The organism is Prochlorococcus sp. MIT2309, from assembly GCF_059772305.1.
The window spans coordinates 1,622,505-1,641,909 of record NZ_CM186282.1 but is presented as its reverse complement, the minus strand read 5'-3'; the positions used below and the strand labels follow the sequence as shown (position 1 = coordinate 1,641,909).

The following is a 19,405-nucleotide window of genomic DNA, read 5'->3' as shown; positions in this document are numbered from 1 at the left end:
AACCCCGCCTAGGCGGGGTTTTTTTATTTTCTAATGAATCTTCATCTTCCAAAATTGTATACAAATTCCTGGAATCCAGGGAGATAGAAGTAAAGAATAACGCTTATCACAAGTAAAACATTCAGACCAATTACAATTCCGCCCACTATGATTCTTTGATTTTTTCCTGGCATTCGGTACTTCATACCTGCAGGTAAATTCAACAGTACTTCCTGTCCATTCTCATTTGACTTTGAACTATTCATTGAAATTTTTTTGCTTGTTTTCATGCTTTCAGGTTTAGAGTTCTTAGAGGCCATGCTTTTAATAGAATTTGAACTTCTTTGGTTCTAATCATATAGTCTTCTTAGAGAATTACATTAGTTTTATCAGATAATTAACTAAATAATGTAAGTTCAAAAATTTAATAATTTTTAATTTTCAAAAAATATTTAATAATTACCAATTTTTAAGGCTATAACAATAAGATTTAGCCTCATTTAAATATTTAATTGAATTTTCTTTTTTTGAGATTCTATACATGTATGCTATTAAGCTGGATTGCAAAGCTAAAATTCTGCTTTGACAAGCCAAATTATTAATATCTGCCTCCTCTAATTGCAATCTCTCAAGATAAGCAATAGCTTTTATACATGTTTTCTTTTTCTTATATTTAATACAATTTCTTATAGGTTGAGAGTAATTAATATATTTATTTTTACTTATATTAGCATAAGCCTCCAAACTTCGAAATGGAAAAATCAAAAATATGAAAATGACTAAGCAAATTTTTTTTTTATTTGCGCAGTTATTCATTTTAATAAGTAAATTAATTTTCTCCAAAAGAAATTCTTTTTAAGATGGCAAAATTAATTAGTAATTGAAAATTCAATTAGAAAAATTCCCTATGAAATTATAAGTCTAGAATAGTCTAAAACTAAAAATAAAAAAATCTTCATATTTAATAAGTAGATTAATTTAAGAATCAATTACAAAAATAATTTTTCAAAAGACGATCTTGCAAATAAAATACTGCAGTAATAAGATTCTTTATCGGCCTAATTTGATTCGACTAATCTTGATTAAGAGATTAGTCGAATCAAAAAAGGGCCTTTTTGAAAAAGGCCCTTTTTTGTAGAAGTTTCTTTTGGATTAACCTTGTACGCGATCTTTAAACATTTTACCCGCGGTAAAAGCTGGAACTCGCTTTGCAGGAATTTTAATTTTTTCGCCTGTTTTAGGGTTGAGTCCCTGACGGGCAGAGCGATCACGAGGTTCAAAAGAACCAAAACCAAGTATTGATACCTTTTTGCCCTCTACAACAGAATCAATAATAGTATCAATAGCGGCATCAACCACTAGGGACACGTCTGTTTTTGTTAGCTCTGTACGAGCCGCAACAAGGTTTACAAGATCTGCTTTGTTCATTGGAAAGTAGGGATGTAGCGGAGAGTATTAACCACAAAAACCAAACAGGCTTTTGATGGAGAAAATCTCAATCGCGCTAATCGTATGGAAGCAATCGCATGCCGGCAACTGAAAAAGACTGTGGCGCAATGCATTGTCCAAGGGAAAAAGACCAAAATTAGTAGCAAAAAGACGTTTTGAGAAATGAGATTTTTGAAAATACTGAAAAATAAACGACTGTCTTAAAATGAAAATACTTAGTGATTGCAGTCATTTAGAGGAATTATTTTTCCTAACACTCTTTTTTCCTTCCAAAAAATTGAAGCTTGTTCTTCCTCTCCTCAGCTGAAAAAAAAAAAAAATAAAAAAACTGAATGTAAACAACAAACGTTCGCAGAAGAGAACATTCCGATGGCAAAATCCAATCAAATTCGAAAATTTTTACTGCTTTTATTTTCAAATCTTCTATCTAGTGAGGGATTTCAAGTCATTGCGTTGTTAAAGCGATCGAAAGAACTAACTTAAGAATGGCTTACTGCATGAGGAAGAAACCAGTGAGCAAAATTAATTGTGGTTCACCATGGCCCCTTGGTAGCTCGATAACAAGACTAGGTGTAAATTTTTCAGTAGCAGCACCTCATGCCACAAAGCTAGAACTTTTAATTTTTCATAATCCCAAAGATGATTCAACCTATGAAATTATTACCCTGGTTGACTCAAAAAATAAATCAGGCGACTACTGGCATGTTGAAGTTGAGGGGATTAACCAAGGGTGTCGCTACTGTTATCGAGTAATTAGTAATGTCAGAGGAGCTAAAAGGAACCAATTACTTTTAGATCCTTGTTCAAGAGCCATTTCTGGATGGAATAGTTATAAGAGACAAACACTTGAATCACAAAAAACTCTTTTTGACAAACACCTTAAATCTGTAGTAACTGAGAGAGATCGCTTTGATTTCGACTCACATCCAAGACCGAGGCACCCTTGGGAGCAAACCATAATATATGAACTTCATGTTGGTGGATTTACTCAATCAAAAAATTCTTCAGTTTGTAGGGAACATAAAGGAACTTTTCTTGGTTTAATCGAAAAAATTCCTTACATAAGAAGCTTGGGTGTAACGACAATAGAACTTTTGCCTGTGTTTGCTTTTGATATTTATGATTCTCCAAGAGGGGTACAAAACTATTGGGGTTATAGCCCTTTAAATTGGTTTACTCCTCACTCACAATATGTATCTAGCAATGACCCATTAAAGGCTAGAGATGAATTCAGAACTCTAGTAGCTGCCTGCCATGATGCCCAACTAGAAGTGATTCTAGATGTTGTATACAATCACACTACGGAGGGAAATGAGAGCGGGCCAACTATTAGCTGGAAGGGCTTTGGAGAAAGTACCTACTATCACCAAGACAAAAAAAATAAGTTCCTTGATGTTACGGGATGTGGAAATACCATTGCAGCTAATAAGCCACTCGTAAGGAATCAAATTCTTGAATCCTTGCGATGTTGGGCTATCGAATTAGGCGTTGACGGATTTAGATTTGACCTTGGGATCGCCTTAAGTAGAGGTGAGGATCTTCTCCCTTTAGAAGAGCCTCCACTATTCGAGGAAATTGAATCAGATCCGTTGCTAAGTGACTTGAAATTAATAAGTGAGCCATGGGACTGTGGGGGGCTTTACAAGTTGGATGATTTTCCAGCAAAAAGATTCAGTACTTGGAATGGTCATTTTCGAGACGATGTTAGAAAGTTTTGGAAAGGTGATAAAAATTGCACATGGGTTTTTAAAGATAAAATAATGGGTAGCCCAGATTTATATAAATCAAATGGAAGATATACAAAATACTCTGTTAATTTTATAACTTCACATGATGGCTTTACATTAAGAGATTTATTGAGTTTCAATACAAAACATAATTTAGCAAATGGAGAGAATAATAGAGATGGAGACAATTCTAATAATAGTTTTAATCATGGAGTTGAGGGCCCATCATCAGATAAAAAAATAGAAATTTTAAGGAAAAAGCAACAAAGGAACTTATTATCAACTCTTCTATTTTCTCCAGGTGTCCCAATGATTTTAATGGGTGACGAAGTTGGGAGAAGTCAAGGCGGTAATAATAATACATGGTGTCAAAATAATAATTTAGGATGGATGATATGGGGGCGTGAGGAATGTGACTATGAATTAAAATTATATTTAGAAAAGTTAATAAATATAAGAAAAAGTTTACCAGAGTTTTTTAGTCCAAAAAAATTTTTACCCGATAACAAAAAGTCCCTGAGCGGAAATAATTTATGGGTAGAATGGCATGGGATTAAATTGAAAGAACCTGATTTTTGCAGTTGGTCTCACACTATAAGTTACAGCATAAATTATAAAGATAAAGGTTCATGTGCTTGGTTTGGATTCAATGCATATGAAAAGGCAATGAATTTTGAGTTGCCAAGGCCAATATCACAATGGGTCAAAGTATTAGATACTTCAAAAGAAAATCAAGAGCAAGATCCCAAAACTTCGGTAACTAATCAAAAAAATATTGAAGTTGCCCACAAGAGTATGGTCTTGATGATTGAAGATCAATACGCTAAGCGTATTAACTATTGATTCATTTAAGCGGGCGGCGGGAATCGAACCCGCATCATCAGCTTGGAAGGCTGAGGTTTTACCACTAAACTACGCCCGCGCTAGAACTAACTAACCAAAGCATATTATTTGGTTAGGTTGTGAAAGCAAGCACCTACACATTATTACCCTGCGCTCCCCCAAAAAAAGAGTTTGACCATATCAAAATCAAAATTTCTCAACACGGGCTCTCGAAGAAGGTTGATGTTCTCCTATGGACTTGGAGATGCCGGGACAGGATTAGCCGCTACTCAACTGGGTTTTTATCTTTTTCCATTCTTTACAGGCTCAGCAGGGTTACCTGCTTTTATCGCAGGGTCTTTACTTATGGTCATAAAGATTTGGGACGCAATAAATGATCCTTTAATCGGTTGGTTAAGCGACCATACAAAATCTCGATGGGGGCCAAGATTACCCTGGATGATTGGCGGAGCTGCGCCGTTGGGTATGAGTTTGGCTGCAGTTTGGTGGATTCCACCTGGAGGTACAAATGAAAAAACTCTCTATTACTTGTTTGCAACAGTTTTATTGATGACTGCTTATACAAGTGTCAACTTACCATTTGCTGCTCTTTCAACCGAATTAACTCAAGAAACTTCCATAAGAACAAGGCTGAATGCTGCAAGATTTACAGGATCAATTTTAGCTGGACTTTCAGGTTTAATTGTTGCCGCAGGCCTTTTATCTGCAGGGGATGGCGGCTACATACTAATGGGAAGGATTACAGGCTCAATAGCAACTATTGCCACACTTATATCTTGTTGGGGTCTTGCTCCTTTTGCGAAGAAAGCGAGAAGACCTAGAAAAAAAACAGAGCCCTTTAGATTGCAAATAAAAAGGATTCTCTCTAACAAGTCTTTTATTAAAATTATTTGTTTATATCTTCTACTTTGGTGCGGATTACAACTAATGCAAACTGTATCGATAATATACCTTGAGCAAGTTATGAAAGTCCCTACAGAAATATCAAAATGGATACCAATTCCTTTTCAAATTAGTGCTCTTTTAGGCCTTCAATTTTGGAGTTTTTACTCTAACAAGAATGGAAGAATACAGGCTCTTTTTAAAGGATCGTTTATCTGGATAACAGCATGCTTAATTTCAATGATTTTGCCACCATTAAGAGAAAATATTAATATATTTCAAATTGAATCAATTGAAATTATTGAAATCATCAAACTAATATTTTTATTAATTACTATTCTATTGATAGGTTTTGGTGCAGCCACTGCATATTTAATTCCTTGGTCTTTACTACCTGACGCAATTGATGCAGATCCTGAAAAACCAGCTGGGATTTACACCGCCTGGATGGTATTAATTCAAAAAATAGGAATTGGCCTTAGTGTTCAAATACTTGGACTTCTGTTAAGTTTTGCTGGATACAAATCAGCAAATCAATGTCTTGATTTTAATAATTGTATTGAACAACCTATAAGTGCGATTACAACTATAAGAATATGTATGGGCCTTATTCCTTCGATACTTATTGGAACTGGTCTTTTCATTATGCAAAGTTGGATTGATAAAGAAAAAAATTATGTGCCCTCAAAATCATGAAGATTCCAAGATGGTTAAAAAGACTTGGGGAAAGTCTTCTGATTGGTGGACAAGCAGTTAATGCAATTTCAAAAAAGAAAATTTCAATTAATGATTTGTCTGAGCAATTGATGGAGGCTGGTCCGGGTAGTTTTCTAATTGTATTAATAACAGGTGTAGCAGCAGGCACGGTTTTTAATATTCAAGTGGCTGCAGAATTAAGCAAACAAGGTATTGGTTCTGAGGTAGGAGGTCTTCTAGCCATTGGAATGGCAAGAGAGATTGCACCTCTTCTTACAGCAACTTTATTAACGGGGAAAGTAGCAACAGCCTATGCGGCTCAACTTGGGACAATGAAAGTTACTGAGCAAATTGATGCTATTACAATGCTAAAAACTGATCCGGTTGAATATTTAGTGGTGCCAAGATTACTGGCAATGGTTCTTATGGCACCAGTTCAATGCTTGTTGTTTTTTACAGTTGCACTATGGAGTGGGCAAATAAGCAGTACTTCGCTTTATCAAATCCCTCCTGAAATTTTTTGGGTATCTGTAAGAAACTGGCTAATTTTGAGTGATATACCATTTATGCTTGTTAAAGCTCTTGTTTTTGGGCTCCAAATAGGTGTCATTGCATGTGGTTGGGGACTAACAACAAGGGGTGGTCCAAAAGAAGTTGGTACCAGTACTACAGGCGCTGTAGTCATGACACTTCTAACGGTCTCTTTAATGGATGTCTTACTTACTCAAATTCTTTTTGGTTAATGTCTCAAACAAATCTTTCTAACTCAAGTCAAAGAGAAACGCTTACCCCCTCCCATCAATTGCCTTTGATCATTGTTGGGATAGGACTCTTACTATTGTTACTGCCTTGGAGTCCATGGCCAACAATAATTATTAGCAGCTTTGGGTTATTTCTTCTACTTCAGTCTTTTACTCTAAAATTGGAATTTACTGACAAAGATCTAGTGGTATGGCAATTGGGCAAAGAACTTCGACGCTTTCCTTACAAATACTGGATCGCATGGAAAATCTTTTTTCCAAATGTGCCTGGATTTTTCTATTTTCGAGAGGAGGCAAGCCCACACTTGCTCCCAATACTATTTAACCCAGAAGAATTAGAGTTAAAATTAAAATCAAAATTACCAGATTTAGAAATAAAAAATAATTAAAATGCTATATCCCAGTAAATTGGATACACCTTGAGAGGGTTAATGTCAGAAACAAACAATCATAATAACGAAGGTAATCTTCAAAAACTCAGTGATGAAGAGTTGGGAAAACTCACGAAACCTACTAATGACATAACTGTTGACTCAATTGAATCAAAACCTACTCAAGAAAAAAGAAAATTCGATAAAAGTAATGACACAGAGCAGAGTGAGAAAGTTAGGCATATTTTAGACGAAAATCTCAATGACCTTATTGAGAGAAGAAATCTTCTAAAAAAAGAAATCGAGGCACTTTCACTCAAAAAAGTTTCTATTGAGAAAGAATTAACAAGTAATTTTGTTGGGCAATCCGATGCAATTGCTAGAAGATTAAAAGGATTCCAAGAATACCTAACCGGAGCATTCCAAGAGCTTGCTCAATCAGCTGAACAGTTAGAGTTGGTTTCTGAACCAGTTTTACTCACACCGTCACCTCTCGATAAACAATCAATTGAACGTGAAGAAATAGTCTTTTCACCTGCAATATCAGATACTTTTAAACCAGATGAAGATTTTATTCGTGACTGCCTAACTCAATATCTGGAACAACCCGAGTTTTATGCTGACCCTTGGAAATTTCGAAGAAGTCTTGAGATCAAAGACAAAGAACTTCTTCTCGATTGGTTTTTTAGTATGGGTGGGAGGGGCGCTCAACCCAGTAGAGGAAATAGATCTAAGAATATTCTTCTGGCTGCCGCACTCATAGCAATACTTGGTGATCTATATGGCGAACGTTTCCAGACTCTTGTGCTAGCAAGTCAACCTGAACGACTTGGTGAATGGAGGCGTGGACTACAAGACGCTCTTGGACTAAGCAGAGAAGACTTTGGTCCTAATAGCGGGATAATGCTTTTTGAGAGAAGTGATGGTCTGATTGAGAGAGCTGACAGGTTAGAGGATAGAGAGGAAGTACCCTTAATACTTATAGATGCAGCAGAGCAATCAATTGACACGCCTATCCTCCAATTCCCAATTTGGTTAGCCTTTGTTGCCTCACCCGAGGAAATTTATGCAGATGAGGAGGAGTTTATTTAATGACATCCATAACAACAAGTCCTTTAATTTTACTAATTGGCTATCTTCTGGGATCTATTCCAACTGGTTACTTGGCAGGTAAATGGCTGAAAAATATTGATCTACGAGAAATGGGATCTGGTTCAACAGGAGCAACAAATGTACTGAGGCATGTTGGGAAGAAAGCGGCTTTAGTTGTTTTTTTAGTTGATGTCCTCAAGGGTATTGCCTCTGTAATGATAGCCAAGTCTTTCGATCTAAATGATACTTGGCAAGTGATTGCTGGAATAAGTGCTCTTGGTGGACATATATGGCCTGTATGGCTTAAGTGGAAAGGGGGTAAGGCTGTAGCGACTGGATTAGGATTATTCCTCGGGTTGTCTTGGCCGGTTGGCCTTGCAAGTCTTGGTATCTTCCTTCTTATAATAAGTATTAGCAGAATTGTCTCACTTGCGAGTATTTGTGCATCTATATGCCTACCAGTTTTCATGTATATCAATTTAGAAAGCAGAGAAATATCTTCTCCTTATATGTTGGTATCTTTCATTTCTATGTTAATGGTTTTCTGGAGGCACCGAGAAAATATTCAAAGGCTTTTGAAAGGTAAAGAACCAAAGATTGGTTTTAAAAATTAGTTTCTTAACTGAGAACAAATTTGTTCAAAAACAAACCTTGGATTTGATGATTTTGTTACTGGTCTGCCAATAACTATTTTTGAGGCACCTGAGAGAATTGCCATTTTTGGTGTCATAATTCTCTTTTGATCGTTCGACTCATCATTGATCATTCTTATCCCCGGCGTGACCAACTCAAAATCGTCTCGGAATTCAAGACGTAATTTAGCAACTTCTAAGGGTGAACAAACACATCCATCCACTCCTGCATCCCTAGCCAATTTTGCTAGGAATAAAACTCTATCCTCAATAGATTGACCTATTAATAATTCTTTGTTGAAATTTTCTTTATCCCAACATGTTAAAACTGTTACAGCCAAAAGTTTTGGTTTAGGAAGACCTGATTCTGTGGAACCATCCAATAAACCTTGTACAGCAGCCTCTATGGTTTTAACTCCCGAACTAGCATGAACAGTTAATAGACCCACACCTAAATTCGCAGCTCTCCTACATGCACCGTAAACAGTAGCTGGGATATCATGGAATTTTAAGTCCAAAAATATATTCCTTTCCATCTCGAGAAAAGTTTCTACGATTGCTGGCCCTCCATTTATAAATAATTCAAGCCCAACCTTGACCCACAGGAGTTCAGGAATATTTCCCACTAAGTCAATCGCATCAACCTCAGATAAGCCATCTAAAGCAAGAATAATTTTTTGATTTGGACTACTTTCTTTTTTTAAAATTTCCTTCATGTTTTTTGCTGGGAAAGTCTCCTGAATATTTTTTTTCCAATTTGTATTACTTTGCCAGAAAGTTCATTGGGATTCTGAAAAACAATATTAGGGTCACAAATTTTTTCACCATCTAATCGCACGCCACCCCCTTGGATTAAACGTCTTGCTTCACTACTTGAACCGCATAAACCAATTGCACTTAAAAAATAAAAAGCTTTAACAGGGAATGAAATAGATGCAAAAGAAATATCCAAAATATTATTATCTAAATTGACGCCACCTGTGACTAGTTGAGCTGCATCTTCTTTAGCCGAATTTGCAATTTCCTTTCCATAAAAAGTTGATGTCACAGTCAATGCCATAAATTTTTGTAATTCTCTAGGATTAGAAGGAAGGTCCGATAGATTCGAATTGGTCAGTAATTCTAAATATCTATAGACACTCGAATCAGGTACTTTTTCTAATTTTGAATACATTGAAAGAGGGTCTTCAGTTAGAGATACTGTATTACCTAAACTTTTACTCATTTTTTGCACTCCATCTATTCCAGTCAATATTGGTAAAAGCATTCCGAATTGAGGTCTTTGATCAAAAAACTTTTGAACATCTCTTCCCATAGCTATATTAAATTTTTGATCTGTTCCACCAAGTTCAATGTCTGCATTGACTGCAAATGAATCATAACCTTGTAAAAGAGGGTAAAGAAATTCATGAAGTGAAATCGATGTTCCTTTTTTATATCGATTGGCAAATTCTTCTTTGGCCAACATCTGACCAACTGTGGCGTTAGTAAGTAACTCGACTACATTTACTAAATTTAATTTTGAAAGCCATTCACTATTACGATGAACTTCAAGTCTTCCAGGTGTTTTGAAATCCAAAATAGATAAATCTGGAGATTTTTTACTTCCAAGTTGTTCGAGATAAGTTAACGCGTTTGCATCTACCTGTTCTGGAGATAATTGAATTCTGGTTTTACTTTTCCCGCTAGGATCTCCAATACGAGCAGTAAAATCGCCAATTATCAAGACAGCCGTGTGACCAGCATCTTGAAAAGCCCTAAGTTTTCTAAAAAGAATTGTATGGCCAAGATGGATTTCAGCTCCAGTAGGATCAATTCCAAGTTTGACACGCAGGGGTTGGTTTATTTTTATTGACTCATCCAATCGTTTTAATAAATTATTTTCTGTAGACAATCCCTCTTTTCTCACATTTGGGAATAGATCAACTACTCCTCTTGATATTAATTCAGGTAGATTTTCTGACTCATTCAACATTTAATTCCTCTACAGTAAAAAAAACATTAATCTCAATCAGAAGATTTTTCTAATTCTGACCTCATTCGATCCAATGTCATATTCATTTGATCAAACATCTGATCAGGAGTAATCCCAAATTGATTTAATTGTGTCTTTAATTGTTCGACAGTCATTTTTGCCTGAAAATCCTCTGAAAGCTCAAAACGTTTCATAAATACTTTATATCTTTCCATCAAATCCTCCATATTGCTGATAAACATTTTTTTGCCCTCACGGTCAAATTTGCCATAATCTGAACCTAGTTTCATAAGGTTTTGATAATCCATAAAGAGTTTCTTGGCCTCTTCTTGGACTATTTCGGATTCAAAAAAGGCCATACTCTTAACCCTTATTAGTTTTCTATACCCAAAAAATTGTTGGGCATGTTAAAGAAACCACAAAAGCTGTCCTAGCTTCATTGATTCTCTATATCATTTTACAGTTATTCCCACTTTCTTCTCCAATATGGGCATAGGGGAATCACCGCACTCACCAATTAAGCCCATCTTGCAGATAAATAAAAAAACTCGATGGAAAAATTACAAGGGCAAGGTGAGCTCTTTAAGCAAAGTTGCCTGTTTTGGGAATCTTCAAAAGAGAATCAACCTCAAATGCCAAATAAAGGCTATTTAGAGGATTGGCGTAATCGTATTTGGACTCATCAATGTAAATATTTTTGTGGTAAGTCAACAGCTGAATTGCAAACATCACTTTTCGAAGAAAAAATCATTGATTCTGTAAACAATTTCAAACCGCTGGAACTAACTCCTCTTCCTCAAAATTTTTGGCGTCACTCCAAAAATTATCATAAAGGACCAGCGATTTACGTTGTTATAGATACCTTCGAAAATGATGAAAGAAAAATAATGCTTTATCTAGGTGAAACCATCGCCGCAGAGCAGAGATGGAAAGGAGAACATGACTGTAAAACTTACCTTAAAAACTACACTGAAACCCTACAAACTCTAGGGATTAAAAGCACCTTAAGCATTCGTTTTTGGACAGATGTTCCAGAAAACACAAGAAAGAGAAGGAACCTTGAAAGCAAACTTATTCAGAAATGGCTCCCCCCTTTTAATAAAGAAACAAGAAGTCGTTGGCAAACCCCATTCACTACCAAATTTTCTGTATAACTTTAGGTAAAATGTAGTAAAAGCACGATTTAAATGAAAGTTTCTTTTTATCAAGGAGATCTACAAAACTGGTCCGGTTCAATATTAGTTATTGGCTTAACTGAAAATAATCAAAAAAAACAACTTGAACCTTTTGAAACCCTTATAAACACTCAGTCTTTAATTAAATCTCTTGAAGAATCCAGAATTAAAGGTAAAAAGGGTGATTTATTTTCCTTTCAATTTTTAAATGAGAAAATAAAAAAATTGATAGTTGTCAGTCTCGGGAGGGAGGGGACTTTCACTTCAGATGATTTTCGACAAGCCTCATCATCCATTGCCAGAGCAAATATTGGCTCGGTAGATAAAATCAGTATTTTCTTTCCATGGAGTGATTTGAATCCAACTAAAACTATTAAAGTATTTTTAGAGGGTTTCAGACTTACAAACTTCAAAGATTCACGTTTTAGAAGCAAGCCTGAATTAACAAAAAGTTCCCAAGAAATAGAATTCCTCAACCTTCATGAAATTGAGGAAGATCTCTTAAAAGACATTGAGCCAATCTGCTCAGGAGTAGAGCTAGCGAGAGAACTTGTGGGATCGCCTCCAAACACGCTAACTCCCAATGAACTTGCCAATCAAGCAAGAAAAATTAGCTCCGAATACAATTTAGAAATAAATATCCTTAACAAACAAGATTGTCAAGAGAAAAAAATGGGAGCCTATCTCGCTGTTTCCCAAGGATCTGATTTAGAACCACAATTTATTCATATAATTTATAAACCTTCCACACAAATTAAAAAACGCGTTGCAATTGTAGGTAAAGGTTTAACCTTTGACTCTGGTGGATATAACTTAAAAGTTGGAGCTGCACAAATAGAAAAAATGAAATACGACATGGGTGGCAGTGCTTCTGTCCTTGGAGCTGCAAGAGCTATTGCAGAATTAAAACCAAAAAACATCGAGATTCATTTTATTGTTGCTGCATGTGAAAATATGATTAATGGATCAGCTTTGCATCCAGGAGACATTATCACCGCATCTAACGGCAAAACAATTGAGGTAAATAATACTGACGCAGAGGGACGTCTAACGCTTGCTGATGCCCTTATTTACGCTTGCGCTCTTAATCCTGATTCCATAATTGATCTAGCAACTTTGACAGGGGCATGTGTCATTGCACTCGGTGATGAAATTGCGGGTTTGTGGACTGAAAATGATGATCTTGCGGCTGAACTCTCTCAAGCCGCAGATTGCGTAGGTGAAGGTCTATGGAGAATGCCGATGAGGAACTCCTACAAGAAAGGACTCAAATCGATGCTTGCTGATTTACAAAATACAGGTCCTAGAGCAGGGGGATCTATTACAGCTGCGTTATTCTTAAGGGAATTCGTCGATGAGTCAGTTCGTTGGGCTCACATTGATATTGCTGGGACTTGTTGGACCGATAAAGATAATGGTATAAATCCAGCTGGAGCCACAGGTTATGGAGTAAGGACACTTGTAAGCTGGATAAAGGAATTAAGCATTGATAGCGACCATTAACTAATATGAAGAGTTGCGTCATCAGACAATTAACGTCACTCTTTTTTTGCCTTTCTACCAAGCATTCATTGTTTTTGCCCTCTCACCCCATACATCTAGAAGTCTTTTATCACGACCACAGCTATATCTATAAAACTTGTACCTAACTGGATTATTTACTGCATAATCTTGATGATAGTCTTCTGCCGACCAGAACTGTTTATTTTCTGTAATTTGGACTTTAATTGCCTCAATAGGTAAGTTTAATTCTTTTGCAACTTTTTGGAGGCTTAGCAGTGCCTTCTCTTCCTGATATGTATTATTAGTAAAAATAACTGGTTTATAAGAATCTCCACGATCACAAAATTGTCCTTCTCCGTCAAGTGGATCAATATTTCGCCAATAAACTCTCAAGAGATCTTCATAACTTATGAGAGTTGAATCATAACTAACAGAAATTGCCTCTTGGTGGCCAGTGTGATTTTGATAGGTAGGATTAATTAAATCTCCACCAGTATATCCACTCTCCACATTTAAGACTCCAGGTATATCCTCAAAATCATGTTCTAAACACCAAAAACATCCCCCGGCAAATACACCCAAGTCACTTGAAGCAGCTACCTGGAGAGGAGCAAATAAAAGGCAACATAAAGCAAAGATAACTGTGCAGAATCGTATATCAGCTTTTTTTGGTATTTTTTTCAGCCAAGTCGATAATTTCCTTAGCAGCTCGGGCCGTAACACCAGGGGAACCAAGTCTTTCTTTAAATCTTGCATAACCGTCGAGCATTCTTGATCTAACTATAGATTGCTCCAGCAAAGGCACGGCAAAATCAACAATTGATTGGGCATTAAAATCATGTTGGACCAACTCTGGAATAAGTCTTTCCTTCATTAAAAGATTGACCGGTGAAATATGATCAATTTTAAATTTTAAAAACTTTCTTAAAATAAAAGCAGTGACTCTACTTATTTTGTAGCCAACTATTTGAGGAACCAAATTTAAAGCAAGTTCCATATTGATGGTTCCTGATTTCCCAATCGCAAGTTCTGCTGCTGAGAAAAGATATGGCTTTAGTTCATCAGTTTTATTTGCTGGAATGACTTCTCCAACAACAGAGTAATTAGCAAGTGTCTCTGCAATTGTGGTTTCAAAAACTTGTAAGCTTGCAGGAACAATAAAATAAAGTGAAGGGTCTCGTTCCTGAAGAATACTTGCGGCCTCAGCCAGAACAGGCATCAAATATTTTATTTCTTGTTTTCTTGAAGCTGGAAGAAGTAGGACAACTCTTTTATTCTGATCAATATTCAGTCGATCATATGCCTCATTTGTATTTGGCAAATCTTTGACTGTATCAAGCATAGGATGACCAACCCACTGAACCTCTCCACCTTTATCGGAATAGTATTCAGCCTCAGCCTCAAAAATAGCCAAGATTTTATCGCTAAAATTAATTAAATCCGTGCTTCCACCATTACCAAAACTCCATGCCCACTCTTGAGGAGCTATGTAGTAAACAATTGGAATTTTTTTCTTTAGTTTAGAAATTTTATTGCCTAATCTGATATTGGGCCCCATGTAATCTAAAAGAACCACTACATCTGGTTGTTTATTTGCGATAAATTTATCAACTAATTTTTGTATTTTCAAAGTAGGTAGCACAAATGGAATTGCCTCCCAAAAACCAATAGCACCTATCAATGAGGTGTCTGCGATAATTTGAGCGCCTGAAGACTTCATACGGACGCCCCCCAGTGCAAACACCTGCAAAGAAAGATCCCTTTCAGATGCCTCTACTTTTAGAGCATGAACTAGTAAACTACCCTGCAAATCTCCAGAGACTTCACCAGTACTTATAAGAATCCTGATCATTTAGTTAACTTTTTAATGACAGGGATTGGACCACGTCTATTTTTCTGAGAAGATTGCTCAAGAAAAATGCATAATTGATCAGCTAAGGAGAATAAATTTTCTTGTCGCGCTTTTTCAAGCCCATGTTTAAGAGAGTTACCAGACCTGTAAAGTAATTTCCAAATCTCTTGCAATTGCTTAAATTCATCTTTCTTTTCTAATTCAAATCCACTCCTTTTAAGTCCAACAATATTTAACCCTCTTACTCGAGCTGGATTCCCTTCTACTAAACAAAATGGTGGTACATCTCTTTCAATCTTTGACATTCCTCCAATCATCGAAAGTGACCCTATTTGGACAAATTGATGTATACCAGTACAACCCCCAATAACAGCTTTATCTTCAATAATTACATGGCCAGCAACTTGGACACTATTTGACATAATAACCCGATCTCCTATCAAGCAATTATGAGCAATATGGCAATATGCCATTAAAAGATTTCCATCGCCAATTTTAGTTTGGGCTCCTTCCTCTGTTGCTCTATTGATCGTTACACACTCTCGCAAAGTATTTTTATTACCAATAATCACCTCTGTATGTGCACCATCATATTTTAAATCTTGAGGTTCAAGACCAAGACAAGCTCCTGGAAAGATTTTATTTTCTGCCCCAATTTGCAAACGGCCTTCGAGAACAACATTTGCCCCTATTACAGAATTAGCTCCAATACTCACATCAGGTCCAACTACGACTCCAGGACCAATAACAACACCTGAGTCCAATTCAGCTCGGGAAGAAACATCAGCTAAAGGATGAATCCTTACTTCTTTTCTCTGGCAAGAATAATCAGGAAAATCTATCTTTTCACTCATTTTTTTAACTCATCAATGAAAACATCAGATCACCTGAGCAAACCAGTTGATTATCGACTTTGACCTCCCCTCGAATTTTGCCGAACCGCTGTCTTTTTATGTTAATTAATTCACAACTTATTTCGAGTTGATCGCCTGGAACAACTGGTTTTCTGAATCGCACTCCGTCTATTCCAGCGAAAACAAAAAGACCTTTTGGCAAGTCTTCGATTTGGGAAACAATAAGTCCACCAACTTGAGCCATAGCTTCAACTATCAAGACTCCTGGCATTAATGGCTTGTCAGGAAAATGTCCTTGAAACTGAGGTTCATTTAAAGTCACGTTTTTTATACCAACTGCCCTTTTACCTGGATCATGCTCGATTACACGATCAACTAGTGCAAAAGGATACCTATGAGGCAAAAGGCCCATGATTTGCTCACTATCAAGTAAGACAATTTTTGGAGATGATTCTGTCAAAATTAATCAATCCTAAATACATTGTTTAAGAAGTGCCGCAGCCATTTCAGCATGTAGTGCATGAGAGCCTCGGTAAACTAAAATTTGGGCTTTAGGCAGTCCAACTAATGCTAGATCACCTATTAGATCTAAAATCTTATGACGAACTGGCTCATCTTTGAATCTCAAAGGTGGATTTAGCCAAGATTTGCCATTACAAACAAGAGCATTTTGAAGATCTCCCCCTTTGATTAGGCCTGCTTTTTTGAGGGTTTCTATCTGATCAACAAAACCAAAGGTTCGAGCTGGGGCAATTTCTTTTACAAAATTATGTGGACTGAGATTGACAGCAAAGATCTGTTGCCCAATAGCTTCATATGGAAAATCTATCAACCCAACTACTCTAAAAGACTCGCATGGTATTGCATGAATAACACTTAATCCTCTATTTATCAAAATTGGGGTCTCTAATTTCAGTTCAGCTTTTCGCGATGTTTTTGCTTTAACTATTCCTACCTTTTTAATTTCATCAACCCAACAGATAGCAGATCCATCAAGCAAAGGAATTTCTTCTCCTGAAAGTTCGACATGAATATGAGTAAGCCCGCAACCAATTAAAGCTGCAAAAAGATGCTCAACTGTCAGGACACTTTTATCACCTAATTCCAATTTGGTACAAAGAGAAGATTCTCTAACATGTTCAATTTTTAATTGAACGGGAGGTTCAGTTTGCCCTTTCCATGAAAAATTGATTCCAGGTTTGGAACTTGGCGAAACTCGAACTCGTGAAAATTTTCCATTATGTAATCCAATACCCTCTCTCTCAAAAGCTTTAGAAAGAGTCCAGGCCCCTTGATAGTCGCGTGGCCAGCTGTCCACTAGAACTTCCAACCTACTCCAAGGTTGTACCTCCAATCATCTCCAAAATCTTTACTTGCAGCTTCTAGCCTAAGAGGTCCAACAGGAGTGTTAACTACAAATCCAGTACCCAGCGAAAACCCAGCTCCTGGCTTGTCAAGCAATTCCCCTGGTTTTCCAGGGACTTTAGATTGAGAGCCAAAATCAGATCCAGCATCAACAAACAGAGCACCGGATATTCTCCTCCAAATGGGATATCTATATTCAACAGAGGCTTCTCCAAAGCTTCTACTTACGCCAAGATTACACTGACCCCACCCTCGTACTGAACTTGATCCGCCTAAGCAAAAGGCTTCATAAGGAGGCAAGTCACCAATTATCGTCCCGGTCTTTAGCTGAAATCCAATAGTTTGAGAACAATCTAACTTTTCTCCCCTTTTAGGCCTACAACCCTTATGAAGTTTTATCAGGTTAAGCGGGACAAAATATGAATACCCCAATCTTGCTCTATTAAAAGTTGGTGAATTATTTCCTACAGAAACATATTGATCAGTGGTAAGTGATAAAAAATCTCCGGACGTAGGGTTCCTTTGATCATTCAAATTGTTGTATGTGGATCCAACTTTAAAACTTACCAATGTATTTTCATCAGCACAATTGTATGCAACACAAATAATGCTTTCCTTGCCCACCGTATTATTTACGATATCAGTAGACACAACTCCGTAAGGTCTTTTGCTGCCCGCATAATCAACTGGCTCTACCTTTTGGAAGTTCATTCCTGTCAATAATGTCCAAGAAGATCTCTTAAAAGGGTCCCCACCATTGAGTGGCCTTGCAAAAGAAAAAGCTCCGCCTGTCCTTTGCAGAACTATCGAATCACCCTTGTTGTCAAACCAACTAACGTCGCTTTTTCCAGCTTTGGCTAAATCAACTGATGAATATGAGATGCCTGTTGGGATTGTAGACGCAATACTATAAGCGGTTGTATAGGAATTTGGTGGTTCGTACCTATCACTTACTCCTGTTATATGTCCAGATTTATTACTCCTTAATTCCGTTGGGACCTCTCTACTGGCGAACAATGAAGTTCTCAAAGATGTTCGATATTTATCTCCTTTAATCCAAGGATCAGTAAGAGATAGATTTAGTAATCCACCAAATTCTCCGTAACTCAGATTGAAATTTGCCTTCCAAGATCTTCCAAGAAAATTACTTTCTTGTAATCCACCTTGCCCAAAGACGCCCTGAGCTCCGCTGTAACCAATTCCACCAGTAAGAGTACCAGTTCTTTGCTCAGTAACGCCCAAAGTGATTAAGACTCTACCTGCTTCTCCAGGTACTGGTTTCAGTGTTACTTTTAAATCATTAAATAAAGATGTCGCGTAAAGTCTTTTAATATCTTTTTCTAGTTTATTCCTATTAAATACATCACCTGGTTTTGTTGATAATTCTCTTTCAATAACCCATTTTCTAGTTTTTCCTTTTACTTTCCTTCCATCATCATATTCAGTCTCTCCATCATCATTTATAAAAGTTATTTCAATTCCATCAACAATACCTTCTTGAATCTTTAATTCAACAACTCCCTCCGGAGATATTCTGCTAGGTCCAGATACTCTTGCAAGTGAGAAGCCTTGATCAACATACCATTTCTTTATTTCTTTTATTCTCAATTGAAGAACATTCAAATTTAATGTTTTTTTATAATCATTATAAAAAATTTTATTTATATCTTTGGATTTTAATTTCGCCCCAATCGGAGAAATTAAAACTTTTGTTAATAGAGGGTTAGGCTGTACATTTACAACTAATCCTATTCCCAATGGAGTATCAATAGGATCAATAGTAACTCCAGAGAACCATCCTGATGAATATATAGCCTCTAAATCTCTTTTAACCTCTTCTTTTGTAACTTTACTGCCAGGTCGTATCTTCATAGCATCATAAGCAGCATACTTTAAACGCTTCTGATCAGGGTGATTATCAAGTCCTTTAATAACAACTTCTGCTATAAGGAATAACTCTTTTTTATTTTGATCTAGAGATTTATTTGCGAGTAGTTTAAATTCTTTATCAACAGAATTCCTGATTTCAGTTAATAAATTACTTTTATCGCCATGGCCAATTTGATCATTTAAGGGAGAAAACTGAAGCAGCCTTCTGGAGTTCTGATCCTCAGCAATAAAATTGCTTTTTCTGGATGCTGCACCAAGTGGATAAACAGCTGAAACGAGGGGGATTAGAAGGGCGATACCAAAAACCCTTGTTTTTTTACCCTCTCTAAAGGGACCTCTTTGAGAATTCCTTGCCATAA

19 protein-coding genes and 1 tRNA gene are annotated in these 19,405 nt (G+C 36.6%); 8 read left to right on the top strand and 12 right to left on the bottom strand.

What is annotated here, in order from left to right; all coding sequences use genetic code 11:
• Nucleotides 1–41: 41 nt before the first annotated feature.
• Nucleotides 42–299, bottom strand: a complete 258-nt coding sequence (locus AC6EJA_RS08965) for a hypothetical protein (RefSeq protein WP_498502315.1) — start codon at nucleotides 297–299, stop codon at nucleotides 42–44.
• An 832-nt stretch (nucleotides 300–1,131) separates the two neighbouring features.
• Complete coding sequence (locus AC6EJA_RS08960; protein ID WP_320674215.1) at nucleotides 1,132–1,407, bottom strand: HU family DNA-binding protein; 276 nt, start codon at nucleotides 1,405–1,407, stop codon at nucleotides 1,132–1,134.
• Nucleotides 1,408–1,940: 533 nt separating this feature from the next.
• Between AC6EJA_RS08960 and AC6EJA_RS08955 the strand changes: the two genes are divergently transcribed.
• Nucleotides 1,941–3,998, top strand: coding sequence for a glycogen debranching protein (locus AC6EJA_RS08955; protein ID WP_498502314.1), 2,058 nt, complete (start codon nucleotides 1,941–1,943; stop codon nucleotides 3,996–3,998).
• Nucleotides 3,999–4,006: 8 nt separating this feature from the next.
• Here the strand turns inward: AC6EJA_RS08955 and AC6EJA_RS08950 are convergent.
• A tRNA-Gly gene (locus AC6EJA_RS08950) sits at nucleotides 4,007–4,077 on the bottom strand.
• 143 nt (nucleotides 4,078–4,220) lie between these two features.
• On the opposite strand from AC6EJA_RS08950, the gene AC6EJA_RS08945 reads away from it, so the two are divergent.
• From AC6EJA_RS08945 to plsY, 5 genes are read left to right on the top strand one after another with little or no spacing between them, the layout of a single operon-like run.
• A complete protein-coding gene (locus tag AC6EJA_RS08945) occupies nucleotides 4,221–5,576 on the top strand; it encodes an MFS transporter (protein ID WP_498502313.1) in 1,356 nt (451 codons plus the stop codon).
• Nucleotides 5,573–6,319 (top strand): MlaE family ABC transporter permease, encoded by a 747-nt coding sequence (locus AC6EJA_RS08940; RefSeq protein ID WP_498502312.1) that lies wholly within the window; start codon nucleotides 5,573–5,575, stop codon nucleotides 6,317–6,319. Before AC6EJA_RS08945 ends, AC6EJA_RS08940 begins: the two co-directional genes overlap by 4 nt.
• Nucleotides 6,319–6,726, top strand: a complete 408-nt coding sequence (locus AC6EJA_RS08935) for a DUF3119 family protein (protein ID WP_498502311.1) — start codon at nucleotides 6,319–6,321, stop codon at nucleotides 6,724–6,726. Before AC6EJA_RS08940 ends, AC6EJA_RS08935 begins: the two co-directional genes overlap by 1 nt.
• A 42-nt stretch (nucleotides 6,727–6,768) precedes the next feature.
• Entirely contained in the window at nucleotides 6,769–7,800 is a 1,032-nt protein-coding gene (locus tag AC6EJA_RS08930; protein WP_498502310.1) for a DUF3086 domain-containing protein, read from the top strand.
• Nucleotides 7,800–8,414: a glycerol-3-phosphate 1-O-acyltransferase PlsY gene (plsY, locus tag AC6EJA_RS08925; protein ID WP_498502309.1), complete on the top strand. Its 615-nt coding sequence runs from the start codon at nucleotides 7,800–7,802 to the stop codon at nucleotides 8,412–8,414. The genes AC6EJA_RS08930 and plsY overlap by 1 nt, the downstream gene beginning before the upstream one ends.
• Here the strand turns inward: plsY and pyrF are convergent.
• Genes pyrF through AC6EJA_RS08910 form a run of 3 tightly spaced genes read right to left on the bottom strand, consistent with a single transcriptional unit; the run spans nucleotide 8,411 to nucleotide 10,766 of the window.
• Nucleotides 8,411–9,148, bottom strand: a complete 738-nt coding sequence (gene pyrF / locus AC6EJA_RS08920; protein WP_498502308.1) for an orotidine-5'-phosphate decarboxylase — start codon at nucleotides 9,146–9,148, stop codon at nucleotides 8,411–8,413. The genes plsY and pyrF overlap by 4 nt on opposite strands.
• Nucleotides 9,145–10,407, bottom strand: coding sequence for a tyrosine--tRNA ligase (gene tyrS, locus AC6EJA_RS08915; protein ID WP_498502307.1), 1,263 nt, complete (start codon nucleotides 10,405–10,407; stop codon nucleotides 9,145–9,147). The genes pyrF and tyrS overlap by 4 nt, the downstream gene beginning before the upstream one ends.
• A 32-nt stretch (nucleotides 10,408–10,439) precedes the next feature.
• Entirely contained in the window at nucleotides 10,440–10,766 is a 327-nt protein-coding gene (locus tag AC6EJA_RS08910; protein ID WP_498502305.1) for a DUF1825 family protein, read from the bottom strand.
• A gap of 192 nt (nucleotides 10,767–10,958) precedes the next feature.
• Here AC6EJA_RS08910 and AC6EJA_RS08905 point away from each other — a divergent pair, with 192 nt between their 5' ends.
• Complete coding sequence (locus tag AC6EJA_RS08905; RefSeq protein WP_498502304.1) at nucleotides 10,959–11,561, top strand: GIY-YIG nuclease family protein; 603 nt, start codon at nucleotides 10,959–10,961, stop codon at nucleotides 11,559–11,561.
• 33 nt (nucleotides 11,562–11,594) lie between these two features.
• A complete protein-coding gene (locus AC6EJA_RS08900; RefSeq protein WP_498502303.1) occupies nucleotides 11,595–13,085 on the top strand; it encodes a leucyl aminopeptidase in 1,491 nt (496 codons plus the stop codon).
• A gap of 54 nt (nucleotides 13,086–13,139) precedes the next feature.
• Here the strand turns inward: AC6EJA_RS08900 and msrA are convergent, their stop codons facing one another.
• Genes msrA through AC6EJA_RS08870 form a run of 6 tightly spaced genes read right to left on the bottom strand, consistent with a single transcriptional unit; the run spans nucleotide 13,140 to nucleotide 19,403 of the window.
• Nucleotides 13,140–13,742, bottom strand: coding sequence for a peptide-methionine (S)-S-oxide reductase MsrA (gene msrA, locus AC6EJA_RS08895; protein ID WP_498503585.1), 603 nt, complete (start codon nucleotides 13,740–13,742; stop codon nucleotides 13,140–13,142).
• Nucleotide 13,743: 1 nt separating this feature from the next.
• Complete coding sequence (gene lpxB / locus AC6EJA_RS08890) at nucleotides 13,744–14,937, bottom strand: lipid-A-disaccharide synthase (protein WP_498502302.1); 1,194 nt, start codon at nucleotides 14,935–14,937, stop codon at nucleotides 13,744–13,746.
• Nucleotides 14,934–15,791 (bottom strand): acyl-ACP--UDP-N-acetylglucosamine O-acyltransferase, encoded by an 858-nt coding sequence (lpxA, locus tag AC6EJA_RS08885; protein ID WP_498502301.1) that lies wholly within the window; start codon nucleotides 15,789–15,791, stop codon nucleotides 14,934–14,936. The genes lpxB and lpxA overlap by 4 nt, the downstream gene beginning before the upstream one ends.
• A gap of 4 nt (nucleotides 15,792–15,795) precedes the next feature.
• Nucleotides 15,796–16,203, bottom strand: a complete 408-nt coding sequence (fabZ, locus tag AC6EJA_RS08880; protein WP_498503584.1) for a 3-hydroxyacyl-ACP dehydratase FabZ — start codon at nucleotides 16,201–16,203, stop codon at nucleotides 15,796–15,798.
• 60 nt (nucleotides 16,204–16,263) lie between these two features.
• Nucleotides 16,264–17,109: a UDP-3-O-acyl-N-acetylglucosamine deacetylase gene (lpxC, locus tag AC6EJA_RS08875; protein ID WP_498502300.1), complete on the bottom strand. Its 846-nt coding sequence runs from the start codon at nucleotides 17,107–17,109 to the stop codon at nucleotides 16,264–16,266.
• Nucleotides 17,109–19,403, bottom strand: coding sequence for a BamA/OMP85 family outer membrane protein (locus AC6EJA_RS08870; protein ID WP_498502299.1), 2,295 nt, complete (start codon nucleotides 19,401–19,403; stop codon nucleotides 17,109–17,111). The genes lpxC and AC6EJA_RS08870 overlap by 1 nt, the downstream gene beginning before the upstream one ends.
• Nucleotides 19,404–19,405 lie beyond the last annotated feature (2 nt).

Bases quoted from the DNA above. Each gene is read 5' to 3' on its own strand.
- AC6EJA_RS08945 (WP_498502313.1), top strand. From the start codon at position 4,221: ATGTTCTCCTATGGACTTGGAGATGCCGGGACAGGATTAGCCGCTACT.
- AC6EJA_RS08940 (WP_498502312.1), top strand. From the start codon at position 5,573: ATGAAGATTCCAAGATGGTTAAAAAGACTTGGGGAAAGTCTTCTGATT.
- AC6EJA_RS08935 (WP_498502311.1), top strand. From the start codon at position 6,319: ATGTCTCAAACAAATCTTTCTAACTCAAGTCAAAGAGAAACGCTTACC.
- AC6EJA_RS08910 (WP_498502305.1), bottom strand. From the start codon at position 10,766: ATGGCCTTTTTTGAATCCGAAATAGTCCAAGAAGAGGCCAAGAAACTC.
- AC6EJA_RS08870 (WP_498502299.1), bottom strand. From the start codon at position 19,403: ATGGCAAGGAATTCTCAAAGAGGTCCCTTTAGAGAGGGTAAAAAAACA.
- plsY (WP_498502309.1), top strand. From the start codon at position 7,800: ATGACATCCATAACAACAAGTCCTTTAATTTTACTAATTGGCTATCTT.
- AC6EJA_RS08905 (WP_498502304.1), top strand. From the start codon at position 10,959: ATGGAAAAATTACAAGGGCAAGGTGAGCTCTTTAAGCAAAGTTGCCTG.
- AC6EJA_RS08960 (WP_320674215.1), bottom strand. From the start codon at position 1,407: ATGAACAAAGCAGATCTTGTAAACCTTGTTGCGGCTCGTACAGAGCTA.
- AC6EJA_RS08965 (WP_498502315.1), bottom strand. From the start codon at position 299: ATGGCCTCTAAGAACTCTAAACCTGAAAGCATGAAAACAAGCAAAAAA.
- AC6EJA_RS08930 (WP_498502310.1), top strand. From the start codon at position 6,769: ATGTCAGAAACAAACAATCATAATAACGAAGGTAATCTTCAAAAACTC.
- tyrS (WP_498502307.1), bottom strand. From the start codon at position 10,407: ATGTTGAATGAGTCAGAAAATCTACCTGAATTAATATCAAGAGGAGTA.
- lpxB (WP_498502302.1), bottom strand. From the start codon at position 14,937: ATGATCAGGATTCTTATAAGTACTGGTGAAGTCTCTGGAGATTTGCAG.
- lpxA (WP_498502301.1), bottom strand. From the start codon at position 15,791: ATGAGTGAAAAGATAGATTTTCCTGATTATTCTTGCCAGAGAAAAGAA.
- fabZ (WP_498503584.1), bottom strand. From the start codon at position 16,203: ATGGGCCTTTTGCCTCATAGGTATCCTTTTGCACTAGTTGATCGTGTA.
- AC6EJA_RS08900 (WP_498502303.1), top strand. From the start codon at position 11,595: ATGAAAGTTTCTTTTTATCAAGGAGATCTACAAAACTGGTCCGGTTCA.
- pyrF (WP_498502308.1), bottom strand. From the start codon at position 9,148: ATGAAGGAAATTTTAAAAAAAGAAAGTAGTCCAAATCAAAAAATTATT.